The 18494-nt window shown below is 49.6% G+C and carries 17 protein-coding genes; 9 read left to right on the top strand and 8 right to left on the bottom strand.

The window, feature by feature from the left end:
* Window positions 1-212: 212 nt before the first annotated feature.
* Window positions 213-1370 carry a D-alanyl-D-alanine-carboxypeptidase/endopeptidase AmpH gene (gene ampH / locus D9734_RS06310; protein WP_130206173.1) on the top strand — a complete coding sequence of 386 codons (1158 nt, stop codon included), beginning with the start codon at window positions 213-215 and terminating at the stop codon, window positions 1368-1370.
* Here ampH and iprA read toward each other — a convergent pair whose 3' ends face one another.
* Together iprA and ehaB are read right to left on the bottom strand one after the other, a co-directional pair.
* Window positions 1371-1994 carry a hydrogen peroxide resistance inhibitor IprA gene (gene iprA / locus D9734_RS06305; RefSeq protein ID WP_130206171.1) on the bottom strand — a complete coding sequence of 208 codons (624 nt, stop codon included), beginning with the start codon at window positions 1992-1994 and terminating at the stop codon, window positions 1371-1373.
* 87 nt (window positions 1995-2081) lie between these two features.
* Window positions 2082-5030 carry an autotransporter adhesin EhaB gene (gene ehaB / locus D9734_RS06300; RefSeq protein WP_130206169.1) on the bottom strand — a complete coding sequence of 983 codons (2949 nt, stop codon included), beginning with the start codon at window positions 5028-5030 and terminating at the stop codon, window positions 2082-2084.
* Between the two features lie 525 nt (window positions 5031-5555).
* Between ehaB and hemB the strand changes: the two genes are divergently transcribed.
* On the top strand, window positions 5556-6530 hold the full coding sequence (gene hemB / locus D9734_RS06295) for a porphobilinogen synthase (RefSeq protein WP_130206167.1): 975 nt from the start codon (window positions 5556-5558) through the stop codon (window positions 6528-6530).
* Window positions 6531-6570: 40 nt separating this feature from the next.
* Here the strand turns inward: hemB and tauD are convergent, their stop codons facing one another.
* Genes tauD through tauA form a run of 4 tightly spaced genes read right to left on the bottom strand, consistent with a single transcriptional unit; the run spans window position 6571 to window position 9985 of the window.
* Window positions 6571-7422 carry a taurine dioxygenase gene (tauD, locus tag D9734_RS06290; protein WP_130206165.1) on the bottom strand — a complete coding sequence of 284 codons (852 nt, stop codon included), beginning with the start codon at window positions 7420-7422 and terminating at the stop codon, window positions 6571-6573.
* A complete protein-coding gene (gene tauC, locus D9734_RS06285; RefSeq protein WP_130206163.1) occupies window positions 7419-8246 on the bottom strand; it encodes a taurine ABC transporter permease TauC in 828 nt (275 codons plus the stop codon). The genes tauD and tauC overlap by 4 nt, the downstream gene beginning before the upstream one ends.
* The gene (tauB, locus tag D9734_RS06280) at window positions 8243-9010 is read right to left on the bottom strand and encodes a taurine ABC transporter ATP-binding subunit (RefSeq protein WP_130206161.1); all 768 of its coding nucleotides are present in this window, start codon (window positions 9008-9010) and stop codon (window positions 8243-8245) included. Before tauB ends, tauC begins: the two co-directional genes overlap by 4 nt.
* A gap of 12 nt (window positions 9011-9022) precedes the next feature.
* A complete protein-coding gene (gene tauA, locus D9734_RS06275) occupies window positions 9023-9985 on the bottom strand; it encodes a taurine ABC transporter substrate-binding protein (protein ID WP_130206159.1) in 963 nt (320 codons plus the stop codon).
* Between the two features lie 623 nt (window positions 9986-10608).
* Here tauA and D9734_RS06270 point away from each other — a divergent pair.
* The 7 genes from D9734_RS06270 (at window position 10609) to fghA (ending at window position 16345) form a co-directional block, all read left to right on the top strand.
* Window positions 10609-11280 (top strand): PIG-L deacetylase family protein, encoded by a 672-nt coding sequence (locus tag D9734_RS06270; RefSeq protein ID WP_130206157.1) that lies wholly within the window; start codon window positions 10609-10611, stop codon window positions 11278-11280.
* Window positions 11281-11289: 9 nt separating this feature from the next.
* Window positions 11290-12477, top strand: coding sequence for a glycosyltransferase family 2 protein (locus D9734_RS06265; RefSeq protein ID WP_130206155.1), 1188 nt, complete (start codon window positions 11290-11292; stop codon window positions 12475-12477).
* Window positions 12443-13036: an acetyltransferase gene (locus tag D9734_RS06260; protein ID WP_240780536.1), complete on the top strand. Its 594-nt coding sequence runs from the start codon at window positions 12443-12445 to the stop codon at window positions 13034-13036. Before D9734_RS06265 ends, D9734_RS06260 begins: the two co-directional genes overlap by 35 nt.
* Window position 13037: 1 nt before the next feature.
* Window positions 13038-13811 carry a YaiO family outer membrane beta-barrel protein gene (locus D9734_RS06255; protein WP_130206153.1) on the top strand — a complete coding sequence of 258 codons (774 nt, stop codon included), beginning with the start codon at window positions 13038-13040 and terminating at the stop codon, window positions 13809-13811.
* Window positions 13812-13999: 188 nt separating this feature from the next.
* The gene (gene frmR / locus D9734_RS06250; protein WP_001141271.1) at window positions 14000-14275 is read left to right on the top strand and encodes a formaldehyde-responsive transcriptional repressor FrmR; all 276 of its coding nucleotides are present in this window, start codon (window positions 14000-14002) and stop codon (window positions 14273-14275) included.
* Window positions 14276-14309: 34 nt separating this feature from the next.
* The gene (gene frmA / locus D9734_RS06245; RefSeq protein WP_000842102.1) at window positions 14310-15419 is read left to right on the top strand and encodes an S-(hydroxymethyl)glutathione dehydrogenase; all 1110 of its coding nucleotides are present in this window, start codon (window positions 14310-14312) and stop codon (window positions 15417-15419) included.
* Between the two features lie 92 nt (window positions 15420-15511).
* Window positions 15512-16345, top strand: a complete 834-nt coding sequence (gene fghA / locus D9734_RS06240; RefSeq protein WP_130206151.1) for an S-formylglutathione hydrolase — start codon at window positions 15512-15514, stop codon at window positions 16343-16345.
* Window positions 16346-16471: 126 nt separating this feature from the next.
* Here fghA and D9734_RS06235 read toward each other — a convergent pair whose 3' ends face one another.
* Entirely contained in the window at window positions 16472-17011 is a 540-nt protein-coding gene (locus D9734_RS06235) for a DUF2058 domain-containing protein (RefSeq protein ID WP_130206149.1), read from the bottom strand.
* Between the two features lie 101 nt (window positions 17012-17112).
* A complete protein-coding gene (gene mhpT / locus D9734_RS06230; protein WP_130206147.1) occupies window positions 17113-18324 on the bottom strand; it encodes a 3-(3-hydroxy-phenyl)propionate transporter MhpT in 1212 nt (403 codons plus the stop codon).
* Window positions 18325-18494: the final 170 nt, after the last annotated feature.

Below are 18494 nucleotides of genomic sequence, written 5' to 3'. Positions count from 1 at the left end.
GTTTCGACGGATTTCACAAACAAAGGATTGTTTACATAAGCGCATTAACACGAACAGGATCACAAATGCAGACATTGGTGAGCAGGAAAAAGATCGTGTTTACGCGCCGTTACGTTTTTAACACTATTATTGCACTAATTTGCGCTTTGCAATCCATCAACGAGTAGTATAAATACGCTCAGTTACCTTCATTTAATTTATGGACACCACCGTTGAAACGTAGTCTGCTTTTTTCTGCCGTGCTGTGTGCGGCGTCATTGACCTCTGTCCACGCGGCGCAACCTATCGCCGAACCTGAATTCGCCTCTGATATTGTTGATCGCTATGCCGATCATATTTTTTACGGCAGCGGTGCCACCGGGATGGCGCTGGTCGTTATCGACGGTAATCAGCGTGTCTTTCGCAGTTATGGCGAAACTCGCCCTGGTAATAACGTTCGCCCGCAGTTGGATTCAGTAGTACGTATTGCTTCGCTCACCAAGTTGATGACCAGTGAGATGCTGGTGAAATTGCTGGACCAGGGGACAGTGAAGTTAAACGATCCACTGAGTAAATATGCCCCGCCAGGCGTACGCGTGCCAACTTATAACGGAGCCCCCATCACATTGGTGAATCTGGCAACCCACACCAGCGCCCTGCCCCGTGAACAGCCCGGTGGCGCGGCAAATCGTCCGGTGTTTGTCTGGCCGACGCGAGAGCAACGCTGGAAATATCTTTCTACGGCGAAGCTAAAAGCCGCGCCAGGCAGCCTGGCCGCGTACTCCAACCTTGCGTTCGACCTGCTGGCGGATGCGCTGGCGAATGCTTCCGGCAAGCCTTATACCCAGTTGTTTGAAGAGCAAATTACCCGTCCGCTGGGGATGAAAGACACCACCTACACACCATCGCCGGACCAGTGCCGCCGTTTGATGGTTGCCGAGCGCGGTGCCAGTCCGTGTAACAATACGCTGGTGGCCATTGGCAGCGGCGGCGTTTATTCCACACCTGGCGATATGATGCGCTGGATGCAGCAATATTTGTCTTCTGATTTTTATCAGCGCAGTCACCAGGCGGATCGCATGCAGACGCTGATTTATCAGCGTGCACAGTTTACGAAAGTGATTGGCATGGATGTGCCAGGCAGAGCGGATGCACTCGGTTTAGGCTGGGTGTATATGGCACCGAAGGATGGACGTCCGGGTATTATTCAGAAGACCGGTGGTGGCGGTGGTTTCATTACCTATATGGCGATGATCCCGCAAAAAAATATCGGTGCGTTTGTGGTCGTGACCCGCTCACCATTAACACGGTTTAAAAATATGAGCGATGGCATCAATGATTTGGTGACCGAACTTAGCGGGAATAAACCGATGGTCATTCCCGCTTCCTGATTAATACTCTGAAGGCAAACGGTTGATAGCGACCAGTTTGCCTTTATTCATTTCGATATAGCCGCCCTTGCGTAAAGCCGCAAGAACTTCTGCCACGACGGAACGTGATATGCGTGTACGTTGATGGATATAATTCATTACGCCAATGCGTGATCGTAATTCATCATTCCAATCAATCATTGATAATAATGTCGCACGGATTTGCTCGTAGGAATTATGCCCAATGAGCTGAACGTCGCGTAATTCCAGGATTTTATTTTGCCAGGCTAACCAGTAAAAAGCGTCACGCCAGAGTTGATTTTGTTCAATAAGAGTAATGGTTTGTTTGGCTGGTAGATGATATCCCGTACAGTTTCCTTCTGATATTAATTTGTATGGTATATCGTTTTTCATTAAACCATCAGTCAGTCCCATAATATAAGGGGCTTGCGTAATACCGATAAGTACGTTTTCTTCTCTACGGAGAGAGATAACACCTTCTAAAATAACGAATGTATCTTCGCTGTTTACATCACTGGAGAATATGACTTGTTTTTCATTATTAAACTCGAAGCGCGTGCCGTATCTGGACAAACATTTATCGAGCTTACCAAATTCCTGAAGAGGTTTAACTACAGATAACATTTGCGCGTCCTTTGCAGTAATGCCCGTCAAATCCTTGACGGGCATTATTTAGATTAAATTACCAGTATTTCTTCAGAGTGAAGAATATTACCAGGTATATTTAACACCCACGTTCGCGGACCAATCTTGATCTACGTCACCACCACCGAGGTAGTTAGCATCGGTATAGGCGCTGAAGTTCTTGGTGAAGCTGAACTGAGCCCCCAGACCAACACGTACCGCAGACCCTTCAGTACCGTTATCGATGGAATCGCCGTTCACATCGTTATCGTTGTTAGAGTCGTCGTAGACGTAAGCCAGTTTGAAGTACGGAGTCAGAGCCTGGTCTTCGCTGTAAGTGAAGGTATAACCTGCATCTACACCCAGTTCATAACGCATGCTGTCGTAAGACTGACCGTCAACTTTCATGTCGTTGCTCAGCTGGTAGTCATCACCAGACTGGAACAGACCAGAAATGCTGCCGTAAGGAGTTACGTAACCAGCATCACCCAGTTTGAAGTCGTAACCGGCTTTCAAACCGAAGCCCCACGCGTCAGAGTTGGTGCTACCGTCAACGTAAGTACCGTTGCTCATGGTTGCAGACAGATCGTTGTTGAAGTGAGAGTAGCTCAAGCTACCATCAACAAAGATATTGTTCGCGAAGCGAGCAGAAGAGTAGATGTAGGCAGACTGGCTGTCTTGATCCACCTGACCAGAACGGTCATTCATGTCGCCTTTACCGAAGCCTGCAGCCGCACCGACGATCCACTTAGCGTTGTTACCATCAATTTTGGTATCAACACCGACCATGATGCCGTTAACATCCTGATCGTAGTCAATGGTACCGTTGTTGCCGTTGAAGTTACCACCGAAGTAGCTTACCCATGCGCCGCCGTTATCAGCCAGACCATGACGAGAGTTGGTCAAACGAGTACCAACGGTGTCTTGTTCCAGGTTCCAGATATTGGTATTTGCAGACGGGATGCTCAGCGCCATGTTAGCGTAGTCAGTCAGCTCGGTCTGATGCAGAACAACGGTGTTACCTTCCTGACGAGCTTCGTAGGTGTATGCACCCAGGTCAGCTTTGTTAGCAGCAGAGAAGGTAGCGTCGCTGTTTTTGTCGTTAACGTAGATCAGCTCGTTGCCGTTGTAGTCAGCGATAGAACCAGCACCAGTAGCGTTGTCGATACGAACTTTGTAGTTACCGGTTGCAGCTGCAACATGGTCACCATTGTTATCAACTTCGTTCTGACCAGCTTCGATAGAAGCAGTGTTATCGTTATCGCCGTTACCGTTAATAGTCAGGTGACCATCAGAGTTCATTGCGATTAAGCCATAACCGTAGTTTGACTTGGTAGTGTCGTTGGTACGGTCGTTGGTCAGGTCTGCATCAAGTACGAAGCGGTTGCTTTCGATGTTGAATACACCAGCGTGAATGTTACCACTGGTATCAGTGGTGCTGGTCAGGTTCAGAGTATCAACCTGAAGAGCATTCGCCGCGGTGTTACCTACATCCAGAATACCGTCGTTAGTCACTTTGATATTGTTCGCATACAGAGCTGCATCACCTACAGCCCAACCAGCAGAAACTTCATCAGAGATGGTTACGGTACTGTTGTCGATAGTCAGTGAATCAGTTGCAACGTGACCATCTTCGTTGATGTTCAGCGCAGAAAGACCTGTCAGAGAGATAGAGTCAGAAATCAGCATTGAATCAGCAACATTAACAGTTGAACCACTGTTGATGCTCAGAGTGTCGATCAGAGAAGTTTTGGTGGTATCCCACTGTGAACCGGTGTTCAAGGTCACATTGAACAGACCGCTCTGGTAAACTTCGTTACCGATGATGTGATCAAATTCGCTGTATGCAGAGTCGCTGTTTTCCACGCCCACTGTTGATAAAGGCCACAGGCTGTTAGCTGCGATGTCGATCAGAGTGGCAGTGGCTTCGGTATTGATATCATAGGTATAAGATTCATTTACACCATCGCCATCAATATCAACACCAACCTGATGTGCAGACATTGCCGCACCAACCCACTTGCTACCATTGTTCAGGGTCAGATCCAAGCGATCGGTACCATCCCAACCGTTAGTATCTACATCACCGTCAGCATCACGATAGCTATCACGACCATGTGGGAAGAAGTTCTCATCAAAGTTACTTGAGAAGAATACATCACCCATCAGTGTGGAATTATCGAATGTTGCAGTGGTCTGCATAGCGTTATCAGCATCAGGATGTGCAATAACGGCTAATGCGATATCATCAGCATTCCAGCCATTACCATTGTAATCACTGGCATTACCGGTATTACCAAACCAACCAGTAGTACCTTCATCAGTCCATGAACCAGAGGTCACGGTAGAATCTTTAACAGTGATGGTATTATTAAATACTTCGCTGCTGTTTACACCAGTGCTGACAGTGTTGTCGTCGATATCTTCCCACTCATAACCCTGAGTCAGCGTAATACCTGCTACGTGAGAGTTATTAGAGATGGACAGATCAACTTCCTGATCCAGAGTGATAGCCGTGCCAATGTTAAATACGTTTACAACATGAGTATCAGCGGCATTATTGTAGGTGCCGTTATATGTATAGTGTTCGTAGTTGTCGTCGATCGTTGAGTTATCAACGGTCAGCGCCAGACGGTCATGGTAGTAATCATCCGCACGATCAGCACAATCAGTTGTCATGCACTCGGAATAAATCATACCGTGAATAGTGCTGTTTTTGATTGTCAGACTATTGGCGTTGGTATTAGTAGAAATACCGTCGTCCAGATAGTAGGTAGAAATTACGCCGTTAACGGTAGCGTTATTAATGACCGGGTAGATATCGCCGTTGTAATAGCTATCAGCGGCATAGTTGTTCCAGCCTACATAACCATCATAGTAAACGTCATCAGCATAAGTGGTGTCGTTGTAGTGATGAAAAGTATTGTAAGTTTGACCAGAAATATCGTTGGTCGCTGCATTAGCCTGAGAGGTGATAGCCAGAGTGCAAGCCAATGCTAATTGTGATACTACAAGTTTCTTTTTCCAGGAGTGCATTTGTCATCCCTCCTCAGGGACGTAATAAGTTGATCCATCAATTATCAATGCATAGAAAACATCTTATGTTTCGCGTTTACGATTATGCGGCGTTATAGAGGAATGGTTCAATTATTCTTTCCCCTAAGTCCGATTGTGGACATATATAAAAAACATCTACCCACGCAAAGAAAAAACTGACAAAAACACAGTTTTTCAACACGTTAATGAAAGCGTTAATTTTGAATTATAGCTTCTAAAAATATCAAACCAACAAACCAGATAAATAATTTATCAATAAACAATGAACTTTAATCCATTCAATTTTTGACAGCTCAACCAAATCAACAAAAACAATAATTGAGGATTATAAATAAAAATTAAAAATATTTGCAGTGAATATAAAATCATTGCTATTTCTATTACAAAGATGTCCTGACCTCTCTTTCGTTCTCTTCTTATCAACATCGCGACAACTTTCGTAAAACACTCCCGCCCAGCATCAGGTATACTGTGCACCTTAATTCCACAAAAATCAGGCAGACCATGACAGATTTAATCCAACGCCCTCGTCGCCTGCGCAAATCTCCTGCGCTGCGCGCTATGTTTGAAGAGACAACACTTAGCCTTAACGACCTGGTGTTGCCGATCTTTGTTGAAGAAGAAATTGACGACTACAAAGCCGTTGAAGCCATGCCCGGCGTAATGCGCATTCCAGAGAAACATCTGGCGCGTGAAATCGAACGCATCGCCAACGCCGGTATTCGTTCGGTGATGACTTTCGGCATCTCTCACCATACTGATGAAACCGGCAGTGATGCCTGGCGGGAAGATGGTCTGGTGGCGCGTATGTCGCGCATCTGCAAGCAGACCGTGCCTGAAATGATCGTCATGTCAGACACCTGCTTCTGTGAATACACTTCTCACGGACACTGCGGCGTATTGTGCGATCACGGTGTCGACAACGACGCAACTCTGGTGAATTTAGGCAAACAAGCGGTGGTTGCAGCTGCTGCCGGTGCTGACTTCATCGCCCCTTCCGCTGCAATGGACGGTCAGGTGCAAGCGATTCGCCAGGCGCTGGACGCTGCGGGCTTTACCGACACCGCGATCATGTCGTATTCGACCAAGTTCGCCTCCTCCTTTTATGGTCCGTTCCGTGAAGCGGCCGGAAGCGCATTAAAAGGCGATCGCAAAAGCTATCAGATGAACCCAATGAACCGTCGTGAGGCGATTCGTGAGTCACTGCTGGATGAAGCCCAGGGCGCAGACTGCCTGATGGTTAAACCAGCTGGCGCGTACCTCGACATCGTGCGTGAGCTGCGTGAACGTACTGAATTGCCGATTGGCGCGTATCAGGTGAGCGGCGAGTACGCGATGATTAAATTCGCCGCGCTGGCAGGTGCTATAGATGAAGAGAAAGTGGTGCTCGAAAGCTTAGGTTCGATTAAGCGTGCGGGTGCGGATCTGATTTTCAGCTACTTTGCGCTGGATCTGGCTGAGAAGAAGATTCTGCGTTAATGATCATTATGCCGGGTTATCCCAACCCGGCATTTCCCCTTCACCCCGCCCGATAAAACGGTTTATCCCCGAGAATCGTCGCGCGATGCATAATACGCCGCTGCGGCAAATAATCGGCATTCGCATAATGCTGAGTCACGCGATTATCCCAAATCGCAATATCATTCGGTTGCCAGCGCCAACGCACCTGAAACTCCGGTTTGGTGATATGGGCAAACAAAAAGCCTAACAAGGCTTCGCTCTCTTTCTCGCTGACATCAACAATTCGCGTGGTAAATCCTTCATTAACAAACAGTGCCTGTTTGCCGCTCACCGGATGAGTACGCACCACTGGATGTAACAACGGCGGATTTTTCGCAGCCGCCTCGCGCCAACGTTGATGTTCCTCTTCAGTTTTGCGGTACTTGTATTCCGGGAACGATTTACGGAAATCATGCTCCGCGCGCAGCCCGCTCAAAAGCTGGCGGAAAGGAACAGAAAGCGCCTCATAGGCCGCAATACCGCTGGTCCAGAGCGTATCGCCACCGGTCGATGGCAACTCTTTCGCTGCGAGAATCGCCCCTGCTGGCGGCGTCTCAATAAATGTCACATCGGTGTGCCAGTTGTCGTTATCCGGCGGATTATCGTTATGGGTGTCCAGTACGATGATCTCGTCAACCCCTTCGGCATGAGGATAAACAGGATGAATATGCAGTTCGCCAAAACGCTGGGCCAGCGCACGTTGCTGCAGTGGCGTTATCGCCTGTTCACGCAGAAAAACCACCTGATGACGCAGCACCGCATGGTAAAGCTGTTCAAACTGATTATCGCTTAACGGGCGCGTCAGGTCGGCACCCGAAATTTGTGCGCCAATATACGGCCCCAGCGGGGTAATGCTCAGACGTTCACTCATTGTACTTCTCCATGCCAGGGCGTCAGGCGGCGTTGTAACGCACGCAGACCCAGTTCTAAAAGAAAGGCGATAATCGCAATCACCGCGATCCCCGCCAGCACCACGTCAGTCGCGAGGAATTCACCTGCTGACTGGACCATAAAACCTAAGCCTCGCGTTGCGGCAATCAACTCCGCCGCCACCAACGTAGACCAGCCCACACCCAGACCAATGCGTAATCCGGTGAGGATTTCCGGCAGCGCGCCAGGCAAAATGACAAACCACAGCACCTGTATACGGCTGGCCCCCAGCGACTGCGCGGCACGAATGCGAACCTGCTGCGCGCTTTTCACCCCCGCCAGCGCCGACATCGCCACCGGTGCAAAAATCGCTAAATAGATCAATAAGATCTTCGACGTCTCGCCAATACCAAACCAGATCACCATCAGCGGCAAATAGGCCAGCGGCGGCACCGGACGATAAAGCTCGATTACCGGATCCAGAATGCCGCGTACCGTAGGGCTAAGTCCCATCGCGATCCCGACCGGAATACCGATCAACACCGCTGCAAATAGCGCCAGCATAATACGCGTCAGGCTGGCAGCCAGATGCTGCCACAGCGTGGCGTCCATAAAGCCTTGCGGTCCGGCAATGGTGAGCAGTTTTTCCAGTACCTGTTGCGGCGGCGGCAAAAACAGCGGGCTAATCAGTTGCAGCGTCGCCACCGTCCACCATATGGTGAGTAAAACCGCTAACGTACCAATGCTTAAGGTCACTTGCCGTGAGAGCGGCCAGCGCCATTTCAACCGACTCGAATGCAGTTTTTCGTTAATGAGCACACTCATGAGAACGCCTCCCGTTGCTCAAATACGCGGCTTAAAACATATTCGCGAATGGCAATAAACTGCGGATCGGACTTGATGCTGCGACTCGATTCTCCCGCAACAAAACGGCGAGCGAAGTCGAGCGGAAGACGCTCCAGCACACGCCCTGGCCCTGGCGAAAGCAGAACCAGCTCGGTCGCCATAAACACCGCTTCCTCTATATCGTGAGTAATCAACAATACCTGCTTGCCCGTCTCCTGCCAGAGTTTCAGCAACAAGGTTTGCATCTGGTCGCGGGTAAAGGCGTCCAGCGCACCAAACGGTTCGTCGAGTAATAACAGTTGGGGATTTGCCGCCAGCGCGCGGGCAATCCCCACTCGCTGACGCTGGCCTCCAGAAAGCTGCCAGATGAAGCGTTTTTCTGCGCCTTCCAGACCTACTTTTTTCAGCATCTGGAGAGCAATTTCCAGACGCTGCATTTTCTCCATCCCCGCCAGTTGCAGACCGAACGCCACGTTATCCTGCACATTGCGCCACGGTAGCAATCCTTCATTCTGAAAAACCACGCCGCGTTCTGCTCCCGGTCCCTGAATGTGTTTGCCCGCCAGTTGAATGCTGCCGTGCTGATAAGGCACAAAACCAGCAATTAAATTCAGCAACGTGGTTTTGCCGCAGCCGGACGGTCCCAGCACAACCAGCAGCTCGCGGCTTTCCAGCATCAGGTTGATATCTTCCAGTGCTGGTTTACCGCCATAATCGGCGTAAAGATGAGAGATTTGCAGCATCTGCGCCTCCTTTTATTGCACGAAGCGAGAGGTAACGTACTGGCTGTAATCATTTGCCACGGCGGGGACTTTGCCCTGATCTTTCAAAAACTGGGCAGTGTCGATGATCGCTTTGTTCACCGGTCCGGTCAGTTCTGCCGTTTGCTGCTGCGGCGTCAGATAGGTGTTTCCCTTCACTAGCCCCGGCACATCGCCTTCCGGCACGCCGCTTAAACGCGCCAGTTTGCTGATGTTTTCCGACTGTTTCAGCCAGGCGTCAGGGTTAGCAATATACGGTTGCTGAGCATTGATGGCGCTTTTGGCGAACGCTTTCACTACCTCTGGATGTTTCTCGGCAAAATCTTTCCGCACTACCCAGACGTCCAGCGTCGGCGCGCCCCACTGCCCGACCTGTTCAGAATCGGTCAGCACCTTGCCGTCTTTTTCCAGGGCGTTAACCGCAGGCGCCCAGACATAAGCGCCATCGATATCTCCTCGTTGCCAGGCGGCGATAATCGCGGGCGGCTGCAGGTTCACTATCTCCACTTGCCCAGGTTTAATGCCCCAGTGTTTCAGCGCCGCCAGCAGGCTGTAATGTGTAGTGGAGATAAACGGCACGGCGATACGTTTACCAATCAAGTCTTCCGGTTTGCTGATGGTTTTCTTTACCACCAACGCCTCTGAGTTGCCCAGTTTTGACGCCAGCAAGAAGACTTCAATCGGCACTTGTTGGCTGGCAGCTACCGCCAATGGGCTGGAACCAAGATTACCGATTTGCACATCGCCCGAGGCCAAGGCCCGCACGATGCTGGCCCCGCTGTCAAACTTACGCCAGTCCACCGTCGCCCCGCTCTCTTTGGCAAAGGTGTTATCAGCCTGTGCGACTTTCGCCGGTTCGGCGGAGGTTTGATAGGCCACGGTGACGTTCACCGCCTGCGCCTGAAAAGCGATGAATGCCAGTGCGGCAAGAAGTGTGTTACGCGATGAAATTGCCATGATTGTCTGCTCCCCTGTCTTGTTATGGGAGCAGTATTCGCGGACAAAGACATTTGATAAAAGAATTAGTCGTTATGGTACAGATAATTTTATTCTTAGCAAAAAAACAGCAAAGGAAAGGTTAATTATGCAATTAGCATCATCCCACAACTCGGGGAAATTGCTGTACTGCATTTTATTGATGCATAAAAAGTCAGATTACGAGATTTACTATCTTCTGATTTTTATTAAAACCAAAATATATGACAAAGTTATTATATTCGCATTAAATATACTACTGTATTGTTTTTCACCCACCGCATATTACATTCACAACATGTATATAAACAATATCCGTTCATTGAACATATTTTTTAAATGCAATTAATTGACAAACTAATTCACATCTAAATACAATGCGCAAAAGAAAATAACTATACATAGCAAACACACAAAAAACTAACATATGAACTACGTAAAAAAAACTTTGCCCTGTCGATTTTCAGGCCCTCATAGCATCCTGGCACTAAGTTATTAGCAACTTTCACTACGTATAAATTTTAACGTCTGTTTGCGCCAGAGATTACGTCTCTGCGCGTATCGCTGCGCTTGTAGTATAATAATTAAAAATGGAGTGTCATTAAGTGGATAAGGTTTTAAATTCTGTTCTCCTTTCTTCAAAAAATAAAAAGAAAGGTATTCTTGCTATTGGCGCACACCCTGACGATATAGAATTAGGCTGCGGCGCATCGCTCGCTCGTCTTGCGCAAAAAGGGATTTATATTGCTGCCGTAGTTATGACTACCGGCAATTCTGGCACAGATGGAATAATCGATCGCCACGCAGAGTCACGCGAAGCCCTAAAGATATTAGGATGCCAGCAGACTATTCATCTTAATTTTGCTGATACCCGTGCTCATTTACATCTCAATGATATGATTACCGCCCTGGAAAATATCATTAAGTCTCAAATTCCGTCTGATGTTGAAATCATTCGTGTCTATACCATGCATGATGCCGACCGCCATCAGGATCATCTGGCCGTTTATCAGGCGTCAATGGTGGCCTGTCGGGCAATTCCTCAAATTCTCGGCTACGAAACGCCAAGTACCTGGCTTTCATTTATGCCCCAGGTTTTTGAATCCGTGGAAGAGAAATATTTTTCTATAAAACTAAACGCGTTACAAAAACATAAAAGTCAGAGTCTGCGTGATTATATGCGCCCGGAACGTTTGCGTGCTGTCGCACAATTTCGCGGACAACAGGTCAATAGCGACCTGGGTGAAGGCTTTGTTATTCATAAAATGATTCTTTGAGCAGATTGCATGAAAACCTGGATCTTTATATGTATGGCCGTAGCAATATTACTATGGTTCCTGAGTACGTTAAGGCGTAAGCCCAGCCAAAAAAAAGGCTGTATTGACGCAATTATTCCTGCCTATAACGAAGGCCCTTGTCTGGCACAGTCGCTGGAAAATCTGCTACGCAACCCTTATTTTTGCCGGGTAATTTGCGTTAACGACGGCTCCACTGATAATACCGAAGCAGTCATGGCAGAAGTAAAACGTAAATGGGGCGACCGCTTTGTTGCCGTCACGCAAAAAAATACCGGTAAAGGCGGTGCGCTAATGAATGGCCTCAACTACGCCACCTGCGACCTGGTTTTTTTAAGCGATGCTGATACTTACGTCCCGCCCGATAAAAACGGCATGGGCTATATGTTGGCGGAAATTGAGCGCGGCGCTGACGCCGTAGGCGGCATTCCCTCCACCGCGTTAAAAGGCGCTGGCCTGTTGCCGCACATCCGCGCGACGGTGAAGTTGCCAATGATTGTTATGAAGCGCACGCTACAACAACTATTGGGCGGTGCGCCGTTTATTGTCAGCGGAGCCTGCGGGATGTTTCGCACCGATGTGCTGCGTAAATTTGGTTTCTCTGATCGTACCAAAGTCGAAGATCTCGACCTTACCTGGACGTTGGTGGCTAATGGCTACCGTGTTCGTCAAGCGAATCGCTGCATCGTTTATCCGCAGGAATGCAATAGTCCGCTTGATGAATGGCGACGCTGGATTGTGGGCTACGCGGTATGTATGCGCCTACATAAAAAACTTTTATTTAGCCGCTTTGGCATATTCAGTATTTTCCCCATGCTGCTGGTTGTGCTTTATGGCGTTGGGATTTATCTCACTACCTGGTTTAATGAATTCATCGCCACCGGGCCACATGGCGTAATATTGGCAATGTTTCCGCTTATCTGGGTCGGCGTAGTTTGTGTTATTGGTGCTTTTAGCGCCTGGTTTCATCGTTGCTGGTTATTGGTGCCTTTAGCGCCTTTTTCCGTTGTGTATGTATTATTAGCTTATGCCATCTGGATTATTTATGGACTTATTGCCTTTTTTACTGGACGCGAACCTCAGCGCGACAAACCCACCCGTTATTCCGCACTGGTGGAAGCGCCAACCGCTTATTCCAACTCTTCTGTCGCAGGAACTGAAAAGCTATCTGAAGCTTAATGTTAAAGAGAAAAATATTCAGATTGCAGACCAGGTAATTATTGATGAGAGTGCCGGCGAAGTTATTATTGGCACCAATACCCGTATTTGCCACGGTGCAGTGATTCAAGGACCGGTAGTGATTGGCGCAAATTGCCTGATTGGCAATTATGCTTTTATTCGCCCCAACACGGTAATCAGCAATGGTGTAAAAATTGGTTTTGCCACAGAAATAAAAAATGCGGTTATTGAAGAGGAAGCAACGATTGGTCCGCAATGTTTTATTGCCGACTCGGTGGTAGCAAGCGGGGCATATTTAGGCGCGCTGGTGCGTACCAGTAATCATCGTCTGGATGAACAGCCAGTATCGGTTCGCACCGCGGAAGGTACTATCGCTACCGGATGCGATAAATTAGGTTGTTATATTGGTCGGCGTTCACGACTTGGTGTGCAGGTTATTATTTTACCGGGGCGAATTATTTCTCCGAATACACAGCTTGGTCCACGCGTTATTGTAGAACGTAATTTACCTACCGGAAATTACTCACTCCGGCAAGAACTTATCCGTACAGGAGCTTAAAATGATAAAACGGACGTTATTAGCGGCAGCAGTCTTTAGCGCATTGCCCGCTTATGCCGGGTTAACATCTATTACCGCAGGCTACGATTTTACCGATTATTCTGGCGATCACGGTAACCGTAATTTAGCGTATGCCGAACTGATCGCAAAGGTTGAAAACGCAACACTGCTTTTCAATCTTTCCCAGGGACGTCGAGATTACGAGACTGAAAGTTTCAATGCCACACGCGGCCAGGGTGCTGTCTGGTATAAATGGAATAACTGGCTGACGACCCGAACGGGTATTGCATTTGCAGATAATACGCCGGTCTTTGCCCGCCAGGATTTTCGTCAGGATATTAACCTAGCCCTGCTGCCAAAAACGGTGTTCACGACCGGTTATCGCTACACCAAATATTACGATGACGTTGACGTTAATGCCTGGCAAGGTGGCGTTTCGCTTTATACCGGCCCGGTGATCACCAGCTATCGCTATACCCATTATGACTCAAGCGATGCGGGCGGCAGTTACAGCAATATGATTTCCCTGCGCCTGAACGATACGCGCGGCGGTGGTTATACCCAGCTTTGGCTAACTCGCGGGACCGGAGCTTACACTTATGACTGGTCGCCAGAGACACGACACGGCAGTATGAAGAGCGTCAGTTTACAGCGTATTCAGCCTTTAACAGAGCAACTTAATTTGGGGCTGACGGCAGGTAAAGTGTGGTACGACACCCCAACCGATGATTATGACGGCTTGCAACTCGCAGCTCATCTGACCTGGAAATTTTGATTCCTTCTGCCGCCCGCTATCCAGGGCGGCCTTCCCTGCCGATTAGCGCCCAAACATTTTCCTTTTCGTTTTCCACCCACATTCACCGGATAAATTTTATTCTCCAGTGTTATATACTATAGGGGGGTATGCATTGACACATAGCATACCCCCCTATAGTATATTGCGTGCAGATGATGAGGTGCGAAATGCCCAGTACTCCGGAAGAGAAGAAAAAGGTCCTTACTCGAGTTCGTCGTATTCGGGGGCAGATTGATGCTCTGGAACGGTCGCTGGAGGGTGATGCCGAATGCCGTGCCATACTCCAACAGATAGCCGCCGTTCGGGGCGCGGCTAACGGGCTGATGGCAGAAGTGCTTGAAAGCCATATCCGGGAAACGTTTGACCGAAATGACTGCTACAGCCGTGAAGTCAGCCAATCCGTTGACGACACTATTGAACTGGTTCGAGCCTATCTTAAATAGCTGAATCTATTACCATATTGAGGAAGAGCGAAAGATGAAATCACGTGCTGCCGTTGCATTTGCTCCCGGTAAACCGCTGGAAATCGTTGAAATTGACGTTGCACCACCGAAAAAAGGTGAAGTGCTGATCAAAGTTACCCATACCGGCGTTTGCCATACCGACGCATTTACCCTCTCCGGCGATGACCCGGAAGGTGTATTCCCGGTCGTTCTTGGTCACGAAGGGGCTGGCGTTGTGGTTGAAGTCGGTGAAGGCGTAACCAGCGTCAAACCTGGCGACCATGTGATCCCGCTTTATACCGCAGAGTGCGGCGAGTGTGAGTTCTGTCGTTCCGGCAAAACCAACCTCTGTGTCGCGGTTCGCGAAACCCAGGGCAAAGGCCTGATGCCAGACGGCACCACCCGTTTTTCTTACAACGGGCAGCCGCTTTATCACTACATGGGCTGTTCTACATTCAGTGAATACACCGTGGTCGCGGAAGTGTCTCTGGCCAAAATTAATCCAGAAGCAAACCATGAACACGTCTGCCTGCTGGGTTGTGGCGTAACCACCGGCATTGGCGCAGTGCATAACACCGCTAAAGTCCAGCCAGGTGATTCTGTTGCCGTGTTTGGTCTTGGCGCGATTGGTCTGGCAGTGGTTCAGGGCGCACGTCAGGCGAAGGCGGGACGGATTATCGCTATTGATACGAACCCGAAGAAATTCGATCTGGCGCGTCGCTTCGGTGCCACCGACTGCATTAACCCGAATGACTACGACAAACCGATTAAAGATGTCCTGCTGGATATCAACAAATGGGGTATCGACCATACCTTCGAGTGCATCGGTAACGTCAATGTGATGCGTGCGGCGCTAGAAAGTGCGCACCGCGGCTGGGGTCAGTCGGTGATCATCGGGGTAGCAGGTTCTGGTCAGGAAATCTCCACCCGTCCATTCCAGTTGGTCACCGGTCGCGTATGGAAAGGTTCCGCGTTTGGCGGCGTGAAAGGTCGTTCCCAGTTACCGGGGATGGTTGAAGATGCAATGAAAGGTGATATCGATCTGGAACCGTTTGTGACGCATACCATGAGCCTGGATGAAATTAATGACGCCTTTGATCTGATGCATGAAGGCAAATCCATTCGAACCGTAATTCGTTACTGATTTCCCGCAGGTTTACCCCGTCCAGTTTAGACGAGGTTCTTAATACCGTCCCCGGGCAGCCGTCCGGGGAATTAACCATGAGATAATGGCTGATGGAACTCATTGAAAAACATGCCAGCTTTGGCGGCTGGCAAAATGTGTATCGGCATTATTCCCAATCACTGAATTGTGAAATGAATGTCGGCGTCTATCTCCCACCAAAAGCTGCGAGTGAAAAATTGCCGGTGCTTTACTGGCTTTCGGGCCTGACCTGCAACGAGCAGAATTTCATTACCAAATCGGGAATGCAGCGTTACGCGGCTGAACACAACATTATTGTTGTTGTGCCGGACACCAGTCCGCGAGGCAGTCATGTCGCAGATGCCGACCGTTACGATCTCGGGCAAGGTGCTGGGTTTTACCTGAACGCGACGCAAGCGCCGTGGAAAGAGCATTACAAAATGTATGACTATATCCGCAGCGAGCTGCCGGATTTAGTGATGCAACATTTTCCGGCAACGGCCAGAAAGTCTATCTCAGGTCATTCTATGGGCGGGCTGGGCGCGCTGGTACTGGCGCTGCGTAACCCAGATGAGTATGTCAGCGTCTCGGCGTTTTCGCCCATTGTTTCCCCTTCGCAAGTACCGTGGGGCCAGCAAGCCTTTGCCGCGTATCTTGGTGAAAATAAAGAAACCTGGTTGGATTACGATCCGGTGAGCCTTATTTCACAAGGTCAACACGTTGCAGAAATAATGGTTGATCAGGGATTGAGTGATGATTTTTACGTGGAACAGCTGCGGACTCAAAATCTTGAAAAGGTCTGTCAGGAGATGAATATCAAGGCGGTAATCCGGTATCACGAAGGTTACGACCACAGCTATTATTTTGTCTCCAGTTTTATTGGCGAGCATATTGCGTACCACGCCAATAAATTGAATATGCGTTGAGCATCTGCGCACGCCTGCCGGATGCGGCGCAAACGCCTTATCCGGCCTACATTTCGCCCATAAACCGTAGGCCTGATAAGACGCGCAAAGCGTCGCATCAGGCATCTGCGCACGGCTTATCTATGTTTACCACATCAAATCATCAGGCACTTTGAAGTCGGCATACGGATCATCTTCATTCTGCTCTTCGGCGCTGAGTGCACTATGCAACACAATACTGCTGGCATCGCGCTGAGCAATTTTATCGGCAACGCTGGCGGGAATAATGGCGTATTCACCTTCGCTATTGTTATCGGCCAACAAGCGGGCAATCGCCAGACGACCATTAATCAACTGCGCTTGCGTGAGCTTATCGACAAAGATTTTCTTAATCAGATTACCGTCAGTGAAGTTAAAACCAATATCGCCATTGGCAATGGTGATTCGGTTCATTTCAATAAGCTGCTTCACCTGGGCTTTATATTCTTTCGCCAACGCCGCTTGTTTTTGTTGCTCGCTAAGCTGTTTATCACGCTCAAGCTGAGCCTTTTTATTTTCTTCTACTGCCGCCCGAGCTTCACGCGCCTGAACGCGCGATTTTTTCGCCGTTCTCTCGACCTTCGCCGCTTTTTTGCTGGTGACTAATCCTGCTTTGAGCAACTGCTCTTGTAAGGTAAGTTTTGCCATCTTTGTTTCCAAACCCGCTGAATAATTTTTAGCGAGTATACCTGTAAACGCCGTAGGTGTATTGAGGGCAAGTCCCTTTCGCCCCTGCTTAATAAGGCGCGTCAGGCATCGGCGCACGGCTGCATTCGTGACCTCCGGCTCATCAAAATAAACACCGCCAACCCAGCAACAAGAATACCCGGCGCAGAAGCGGCCATTACGCCGACCGTGCCAGTGCCTAATGCCAGCATTTTCCCGGCCAGTAACGGACCGCTCATAGCCCCCAGACGCCCTACCGCCACGGCTGTTCCCACACCTGTTGCGCGGATCTGCGAACTGTAAAACAACGGTGCCAGGGCATACAAAACGCTTTGCCCACCTGTCGCAAACAACCCCGCGACAAATCCCGCCAGCAACATACCGTTAAATGACGACACCGTTCCCAGCGCCAGCAGCGAAGCTAACATGCCGCTATAAATCAGTAGCGACATGGTTACTGGGCGCAGCTTATCCATCAATGCGCCCAACATTAACGTCCCGCTCGCCGCCCCCATTTGCAGTGCAAACATCACCCCTGCCGCCTGCGATGGCTGGAATCCTTGCTCCACCAAAAGCAGCGGCAGCCAGTTGATCAACATGTAGACCACCAGCAGAGTGAAGAAATAACACAACCACAGCAGCAGCGTCGCGGTGGCCGTTTCTGGCGCAAATAACGCACGCAGTGGTGGCGCAGCCTGTTTTTCGCCAGCGAAAACCGCCGACTCCGGCAGCCAGCGCATTAATAGCGGCACCAGAATCAACGGCACCACACCACCTACCCAAAACACCGTTTGCCAGGCTAAGTTTGCCCCCGCGAAACCCAGCGTCGCCGCCAGCGCCGCACCAATGGGAACACCGCAATACATCAGGCTCACAGCCGTCCCACGAAAACGTGGACCCGCGGCTTCAGACGTCAGGGCGATAAGATTCGGCAACGCTGCCCCCAGCCCGACACCGGTCATCAGCCGTGCAAAGACCAGTGAGGGGAAATCCCAGGCAATCGCCGTTGCCAGTGAGAACAAACCAAACAGCGCAACTGAGCCAATCAAAATGCGCTTGCGACCATAACGGTCCGCCAGCATTCCGCCAACCAACGCGCCGGGTAGCAAACCGAGTATTCCGGCGCTGAATATCCAACCCATTTGCATTTTATCGAGTGCAAAAGCCTGGGCGATGCCACCCGCCGCAATGCCAGCCGCCTGAAGATCCAGTCCTTCCATCAGAGCGACCAAAAAACAAAGCCCGATGGTCAGCATCAGGCGGGATGAAGATGATGAAGGGAGACGAGTCGACATAAGATGAACCTCGTTGTGAGTACAGGTGAATCGCGGCTGATACATTGCCAGCCGCGTAATCAGAACCATTTAATGACGGCCTGCGGGCGAAATGTAAGCCGGATAAGGCATTTACGCCGTATCCGGCAGTCGTGCGCAGACGCCTGATGCGACGCTGGCGCGTCTTATCA

This window comes from Escherichia sp. E14S1, assembly GCF_004211995.1.
In the GTDB taxonomy this organism is placed as follows: Bacteria; Pseudomonadota; Gammaproteobacteria; order Enterobacterales; family Enterobacteriaceae; genus Escherichia.
Note: the sequence above shows the minus strand (reverse complement) of the source record. Positions and strands in the feature narration are given on the sequence as shown.